Source organism: Streptomyces sp. NPDC107559, assembly GCF_055657365.1.
This window is the reverse complement of record NZ_JBVKBD010000006.1, coordinates 481,065-487,947: the sequence shown is the minus strand read 5'-3', so window position 1 is coordinate 487,947 and position 6,883 is coordinate 481,065. Positions and strand designations below refer to the sequence as shown.

7 protein-coding genes are annotated in these 6,883 nt (G+C 73.4%); 5 read left to right on the top strand and 2 right to left on the bottom strand.

Features of this window, described 5'->3' with window-relative positions; all coding sequences use genetic code 11:
• Positions 1-393: electron transfer flavoprotein subunit alpha/FixB family protein (locus ACZ7OY_RS21285; protein ID WP_471912799.1), on the top strand; the 393-nt coding region annotated here is incomplete at its 5' end.
• Between the two features lie 119 nt (positions 394-512).
• Here the strand turns inward: ACZ7OY_RS21285 and ACZ7OY_RS21280 are convergent.
• Positions 513-1,472, bottom strand: coding sequence for an endonuclease/exonuclease/phosphatase family protein (locus ACZ7OY_RS21280; protein ID WP_471912798.1), 960 nt, complete (start codon positions 1,470-1,472; stop codon positions 513-515).
• A 195-nt stretch (positions 1,473-1,667) separates the two neighbouring features.
• On the opposite strand from ACZ7OY_RS21280, the gene ACZ7OY_RS21275 reads away from it, so the two are divergent.
• A complete protein-coding gene (locus ACZ7OY_RS21275; RefSeq protein ID WP_471912797.1) occupies positions 1,668-2,957 on the top strand; it encodes a DUF6986 family protein in 1,290 nt (429 codons plus the stop codon).
• A gap of 139 nt (positions 2,958-3,096) precedes the next feature.
• Here the strand turns inward: ACZ7OY_RS21275 and ACZ7OY_RS21270 are convergent, their stop codons facing one another.
• The gene (locus ACZ7OY_RS21270; protein ID WP_471912796.1) at positions 3,097-4,134 is read right to left on the bottom strand and encodes a LacI family DNA-binding transcriptional regulator; all 1,038 of its coding nucleotides are present in this window, start codon (positions 4,132-4,134) and stop codon (positions 3,097-3,099) included.
• A gap of 192 nt (positions 4,135-4,326) precedes the next feature.
• On the opposite strand from ACZ7OY_RS21270, the gene ACZ7OY_RS21265 reads away from it, so the two are divergent.
• The 3 genes from ACZ7OY_RS21265 (at position 4,327) to ACZ7OY_RS21255 (ending at position 6,791) form a co-directional block, all read left to right on the top strand.
• Positions 4,327-5,280: an ROK family protein gene (locus ACZ7OY_RS21265; RefSeq protein ID WP_351604107.1), complete on the top strand. Its 954-nt coding sequence runs from the start codon at positions 4,327-4,329 to the stop codon at positions 5,278-5,280.
• Between the two features lie 100 nt (positions 5,281-5,380).
• Positions 5,381-5,575, top strand: coding sequence for a hypothetical protein (locus ACZ7OY_RS21260; RefSeq protein WP_471912795.1), 195 nt, complete (start codon positions 5,381-5,383; stop codon positions 5,573-5,575).
• A gap of 172 nt (positions 5,576-5,747) precedes the next feature.
• Complete coding sequence (locus ACZ7OY_RS21255; protein WP_471912794.1) at positions 5,748-6,791, top strand: NUDIX hydrolase; 1,044 nt, start codon at positions 5,748-5,750, stop codon at positions 6,789-6,791.
• Positions 6,792-6,883 lie beyond the last annotated feature (92 nt).

Here is a 6,883-nt window from a genome sequence, read left to right as displayed (position 1 = left end):
TCGACGGGCCGCCCGGAGCTGACCGAGGCCGCGATCGTGGTCTCCGGCGGCCGTGGCGTCAACGGTGCCGAGAACTTCGGACTCATCGAGGCGCTTGCTGACTCGCTCGGTGCGGCCGTCGGTGCCTCGCGTGCCGCGGTGGACGCGGGCTGGTACCCGCACACCAACCAGGTCGGCCAGACCGGCAAGTCGGTCTCGCCGCAGCTGTACATCGCCTCCGGCATCTCCGGCGCGATCCAGCACCGCGCCGGCATGCAGACCTCGAAGACCATCGTGGCCATCAACAAGGACCCCGAGGCCCCGATCTTCGACCTGGTCGACTACGGCGTCGTCGGCGACCTCTTCGACGTCGTCCCCCAGCTCACCGACGAGGTCAAGACCCGCAAGGGCTGATCCGCGCCAGGCTGTCCGAGGCCCCCGTGACCACACCGGTCACGGGGGCCTCGCCCATTCCGGACCCGGCTCGTGCCGGACCCGGCTCGTCCCGAGGTCGATCTCTTGCCGGGTGCGGCTCAACCCAGGTTCAGCGAGGCCAGCACCGGCAGATGGTCGCTCGGCCACTGGCCCCGCACCCAGAACGTGTCGACCGACTCCCGGTGCACCGTCACACCCGGTGTCGCCAGGATCCAGTCGATGCGCTCGCCGTCCGGCGTCAGTGGCCCGAAGGCCTGGAACGTCCCGTAGGCGGGCCCGCGCTGCCGCGCCGTGTCCCAGGTGTCCAGGAGGCCGGCGCCCAGCAGGGTGTCGTAGACCGGGCCGCCGTGGGCCGCGGCGTTGAAGTCGCCGGTGACCAGGACCGGGAGCTTGTCGCCGAGGGCGGTGACCCGATCGGCGATGAGGACGGCGGCACGCTCGCGCGCGTACTCGCTGCGGTGGTCGAGGTGGGTGTTGAGGACATGGAACTGCCGCCCCGCATCGAGCAGATCGCGGAAGCGCACCCGGGTGACCAGCCGGGGGAAGGCGGCCCCCCAGGTGTTGGAGCCGGGTACGTCGGGGGTCTCGGAGAGGCGGAAGGTGGTGTGCTCGACGGGCGCGAGCCTACGGGTGTCGTAGAAGACGGCCACCGACTCCTCGCGGCCACCGCCGGGGGTGCCGAGCCAGGCGTAGTGCGGCCCGAGGTCGGCCTCGATGTCGCTCAGCTGGGGGAGCTGCCCCTCCTGGGTGCCGATGACGTGCGGGGCCGCGCGGCGCAGCAGCGCGCGCATCACAGGCCGGCGGTCCGCCCAGCTGTTGGGCTCGTGGGTGCCGGCGACCCGCAGGTTGAACGTCATGACCCGCAACGGGGGGACGGTTCGCGCCTTCACGCGCGCGTGGCCCGCGTCCTTGGCCTCGTCCGGGTTCCCGGTCGGGCCCGCGTCCCGCGTCTCGGAGGTCCGTACGGTGCCGAGCAGGGGTACGGCGGCCACGGTGGCCGCGACGGCCACCAGGGTCCGCAGCCCCGCCCGACGCGTGGGCCCTGGGGTGATCGCCATGTGTGTCCCCTCCCCTCGGGAGCCAGGATGAAGGGGAAAACGCCTGGGCGGAAGAGGGCGCCGAGGCGCGGTGAACCGGGAGGGACAAGGGCGTGGACAGGGTGTTGACCGGTGGAAAGTCCGCTGGATAAGTTCGCTCGACAAGTTCATTCAACGGATTGTTGATTCCGTACTGCGGAAACCGGAGGGTGCGCGATGGGCCGGGACGAGAAGGTGACGACGAGCCTCGCGGGCGCGGTCGGCGAGGAGATCGGCGCCTTCCTCGCGCCGGTCGACGCCGCACTGGAGCGGGACTACCCGGGCGATCCGGGCACCCGCCAGCCCGTCCACACCGTCTATGTGCCCGGGGACGTCTTCGAGGCCGGCACCGTCCGCTCCTGGGGGGACCGGGCGCTGGCCGCCCTCGACGAACACGCGCCCGACGCGGCCTCCTTCGCCGCGGTCCTCGGCCTGGACGACGCACTCGCCGAGCCCGTGTACGCGCGCGTGCGGACCAAGCTGGAGCGCGAGCCGGTGGAGGACCTGCGCGTCGACTTCGAGGACGGCTACGGCCCCCGTCCGGACGCCGAGGAGGACGAGGCGGCCGCCCGCGCGGCCCGTCTGATCGCGCAGGCGTACGAGGACGGCACGGCCGCCCCGTACATGGGCATCCGGATGAAGTGCCTGGAGGCCGCCGTGCGCGACCGCGGCATCCGCACCCTCGACGTCTTCCTCAGCGGCCTGGCGGAAGCCGGAGAACTGCCCGGCGGGCTCGTGCTGACCCTGCCCAAGGTCACCTACCCCGAGCAGGTCACCGCCATGGTGCGGCTCCTGGAGGCGTTCGAGAAGGCGCGCGGCCTCGCGCCCGGCCGGATCGGCTTCGAGATCCAGATCGAGACCAGCCAGGCCGTCCTCGCCGCCGACGGCACCGCCACCGTCGCCCGCCTGATCCGGGCCGCCGCGGGCCGCGCCACGGGTCTGCACTACGGCACCTTCGACTACAGCGCCTGCCTCGGCGTGTCCGCCGCCCACCAGGCGAGCGACCATCCGGCCGCCGACCACGCCAAGGCGGTCATGCAGGTCGCGGCCGCGGGCACCGGCGTACGCCTCTCGGACGGCTCCACCAACGTGCTGCCGGTCGGCCCGGCCGAACAGGTCCACGACGCCTGGCGCCTGCACTACGGCCTCACCCGGCGCGCCCTGGCCCGTGCCTACTACCAGGGCTGGGACATGCACCCCGGCCACCTCCCCACCCGGTACGCGGCCGTCTTCGCCTTCTACCGGGAGAGCTTCGAGCGCACGGCGGCCCGGCTCGCCCGCTACGTCCACCGCGCCGGCGGCGACGTCATGGACGAGCCCGCGACCGCCAAGGCCCTCAGCGGACATCTGCTGCGCGGCCTCGACTGCGGCGCGCTGGACCCGGCGGAGGTCACCGGCGCGACCGGCCTGACCCAGGCCGAGCTGGACGGTTTCGCGGCGCCACGGCGGGGCGGCGGGGCGGTCTGACGGCTGCCGCCAGGTGGCGGCACCGGTCCCGGCCTCCGCGGTCCCGTCCCGGGGCCGCTCCGGTCGCCCTGGGCTCCGTCGTCCGGGTCCCGTCGTCCCGGTCCTGTTGTCCCGGTCCGGTTGTCCCGGTCCCGCCCGGTCAGTCCGCCGGGGGCAGTTCGCCCGAGCCGCGGGTGATCAGACGCGTCGGCAGCTCGATGCGCTCCGGGACGATCAGCGAGCCGTCCAGCTGGCCGAACAGACGCTCGGCGGCGGTGCGGCCGAGCACCGACGCGTCCTGGGCGACCACCGTGAGACCCGGGTGCAGCAGATCGGCGAGCTCGATGTCGTCGAAGCCGACGAGAGCCACCCGGCGGGTCTGCTCGGCGAGAACCCGGATCACCGTGACGCTCACCCGGTTGTTGCCCGCGAAGACCGCCGTGACGGGGGAGGGCCCGCGGAGCATGTCCTCCGCCGCCCTGCGCACCCGCAGCGGATCGGTGACGCCCAGGGACGTCCAGGAGTCCTGCACGGGTATCCCGGCGTCCTCCATGGCCGCCAGATAGCCGCGCAGCCGCTCGGCGGCCGTGTGGATACGGGGCATGTCGCCGATGAAGCCGATCCGGCGGTGTCCGTGGGCGATCAGGTGGGCGACGCCGTCGCGGGCGCCGCCGAAGTTGTCGGACAGGACGACGTCGGCGTCCGTCTTCCCGGCCGGCCGGTCGACGAAGACCGTGGCGACGCCCGCCCTGATCTCCTGCTCCAGATAGCGGTGGTCGTCACCCGCGGGAATGATGACGAGCCCGTCCACCCGGCGGGCGCACAGCGCCAGCACCAGCTCCTGCTCGCGTTCGGGGTCCTCGGCGCTGGAGCCGTTGATCAGCAGGGCGCCGTGCGCGCGGGCCACCTCCTCGACCGAGCGGCTGAGCGGTCCGTAGAACGGGTCGGCCAGGTCCTCCAGCACCAGGCCTATGCTCGCGGTGCGGCCCTTGCGCAGCACCCGTGCGCTGTCGTTGCGCCGGAAGCCCAGGGCGTCGATCGCCTCCTGGACCCGGCGCTCGGTCTCCGGAGTGACCCCCTGCTCGCCGTTGACGACGCGGGAGACCGTCTTCAGTCCTACCCCGGCGCGTGCGGCCACGTCCTTCATGGTCGGACGGTTGCCGTAACGGCTCTCGGATCGGCGGGGCGTGTCGGGCACGGTACGTCCTGTCCTGTCGGCCACGGGGGGTGTGCATCGCTCCACGGGCATGTATGAGGATGTGGCGTCGAGCATAGGGCCTGGACAACGTTGTCAGATGCGGGAGAGACTGTCCACCGCAATCTCGGCCCACGTCCCCCAACGCTGGACCGGCCAGCCTTTTCTCATGGTTGACGGGGAGATCCGACACTGATGCACACCCACCTCGTGGCCGCGCTCGACATCGGCGGCACCAAGATCGCCGGAGCGCTGGTCGACGGCCACGGCACGATCCTGGTGCGGGCGCAGCGCCCGACGCCCGCGCGGGAGGACGGCGACACCGTGATGCGGGCCGTCGAGGAGGTCCTCGGCGAACTCGGCGCGTCGCCGCTGTGGGAGCGTACCCGCGCCGTCGGCATCGGCAGCGCGGGTCCGGTGGACGCGGGCGCGGGCACGGTGAGCCCGGTGAACGTGCCCGGCTGGCGCGACTTCCCGCTCGTCGAACGGGTCCGGGCGACGACCGGGGGCCTGCCCGTCGAGCTGATCGGTGACGGAGTGGCGATCACCGCGGCCGAGCACTGGCAGGGCGCGGCCCGCGGCCACGCCAACGCGCTGTGCATGGTCGTCTCCACCGGCGTCGGCGGCGGTCTGGTCCTCAACGGCCAGCTTCACCCCGGCCCCACCGGCAACGCGGGCCACATCGGTCACATCAGTGTGGATCTGGACGGCGACCTGTGCCCGTGCGGCGCACGCGGGTGCGTGGAGCGCATCGCGAGCGGCCCCAACATCGCCCGCCGGGCCCTGGAGAACGGCTGGCGCCCCGGCCCGGACGGCGACACCTCCGCCGCCGCGGTGGCCGCCGCCGCGCGGGCCGGGGACCCGGTCGCCGTGGCCTCCTTCGAACGGGCGGCGCAGGCCCTCGCGGCCGGGATCGCGGCCACCGCGACGCTCGTGGAGATCGACATCGCCGTGGTCGGCGGGGGAGTGGGCAAGGCGGGGGAGGTGCTCTTCGCGCCGCTGCGCAAGGCCCTCGGCGACTACGCGACCCTGTCCTTCGTGCAGCGCCTGACCGTGGCACCGGCCCAGATGGGCACGGACGCCGGCCTGGTGGGAGCGGCCGCGGCCGCACTCGCGGGGGCGGCGGGCACGGCGACCGCCGGGGTCTGACGGACCCACGGCGACCGCCGGGACGGACGTCGCGGGCCGTCGGGTGCGTTCGTTCGGGCAAGGGCGTGACCCCGCGCCCCTTTGCGGAGTTGAGCCGGGCATGAAGAAGCGCAGCATGCTTGCCATCGCCTCCCTCGCCACCGGGTTCGTGGTCGCCGCGATCACCCCGTCCCACAGCGCGGCCGCCGAGGATCTGAGCGACCTGAACGTACGGGACACCGTCGGCACCCTCGACCACGTCGTGGCCGGTGAGAGCGTCGACCTCGGCGAGAACACCCTGGGGCACGGCGGCTGACGGCCGCGGCGCGCGGCCGGCGCCGGTCCTCCGGACCGGTCTCCCGCGGCAACCTGTGCCGGAGCCCCGCCCCGGGGCTCCGGGCCCGCGTCCGGGCACCCTCAACGGGAGCTGGTTTCCGTGGCAGGGTGGAGCGGGCAAGCCACAGGGGGCCAACGGAAGAGGGGGAACCGTGATCGTCTGGATCAACGGTGCGTTCGGCGCGGGGAAGAGCGCGACCGCGCGGGAACTGATCGAACTGATCCCGAACAGCACACTCTTCGACCCCGAAGTCCTCGGGGCGGCACTCACACATCTGCTGCCAGCCAAACACCTCGCCGAGGTGGGCGACTTCCAGGACCTGCCGATCTGGCGGAGACTCGTGATCGACACCGCGGCCGCGATGCTCGCCGAGCTCGGCGGCACCCTGGTGGTCCCCATGACACTGCTGCGCCAGGAGTACCGCGACGAGATCTTCGGCGGTCTCGCCGCCCGGCGGCTCGCGGTGCGCCATGTCCTGCTCGCCCCGGCTGAAACGATCCTGCGCGAGCGCATAGCCGACCGCGAGCTCCCGCCGGACCTGCCCGACGGCGAGATACGGGTACGACAGTGGTCGTACGACCACATCGAGCCCTACCGCGCCGCGCTCGCCGGCTGGCTCACCGCCGACGCGCACCTCGTCGACACCAGCGCCCTCACCCCGTACGAGACGGCCGTCCGCATCGCCGAGGCCGTCGGCAGCGGGGCCGTGGCCACCTGCGCCATCGTGCAGACCCCCGAACCGACGGCCGAGACGACCGCCGCGGGGGTGCTGCTCTTCGACGACCAGGACCGGGTACTCCTGGTCGACCCGACCTACAAGGCCGGCTGGGAGTTCCCCGGCGGCGTCGTCGAACCCGGCGAGGCCCCGGCCCAGGCGGGGGTGCGCGAAGTGGCGGAGGAGACCGGGATACACCTCGACGAGATGCCCCGCCTCCTCGTCGTCGACTGGGAACGGCCCGTACCGCCCGGCTACGGCGGCCTGCGGCTGCTCTTCGACGGCGGCCGACTCGACCCGGACCGCGCCGCCGGGCTGCTGCTGCCCGGCCCCGAACTGCGCGCCTGGCGCTTCGTCACCGAACAGGAGGCCGCCGACCTGCTCCCGCCCGTCCGCTACGAGCGGCTGCGCTGGGCCCTGCGCGCGAAGGAACGCGGCGCGGCCCTGTATCTGGAGGCGGGCACACCGGTCGGCGGCTGACGTACGGTCCGGTACGGCGGTCGGTGACCGACGCTCGGCCTGGACCTGGACCTGGACCTGGACCTGGCCCGGACCTGGACCTGGAGCGGTCG

What these genes read in the sequence shown, in the direction of transcription:
- ACZ7OY_RS21280 (WP_471912798.1), bottom strand. Translation starts at nt 1,472, where the DNA reads ATGGCGATCACCCCAGGGCCCACGCGTCGGGCGGGGCTGCGGACCCTG.
- ACZ7OY_RS21275 (WP_471912797.1), top strand. Translation starts at nt 1,668, where the DNA reads ATGGGCCGGGACGAGAAGGTGACGACGAGCCTCGCGGGCGCGGTCGGC.
- ACZ7OY_RS21265 (WP_351604107.1), top strand. Translation starts at nt 4,327, where the DNA reads ATGCACACCCACCTCGTGGCCGCGCTCGACATCGGCGGCACCAAGATC.
- ACZ7OY_RS21260 (WP_471912795.1), top strand. Translation starts at nt 5,381, where the DNA reads ATGAAGAAGCGCAGCATGCTTGCCATCGCCTCCCTCGCCACCGGGTTC.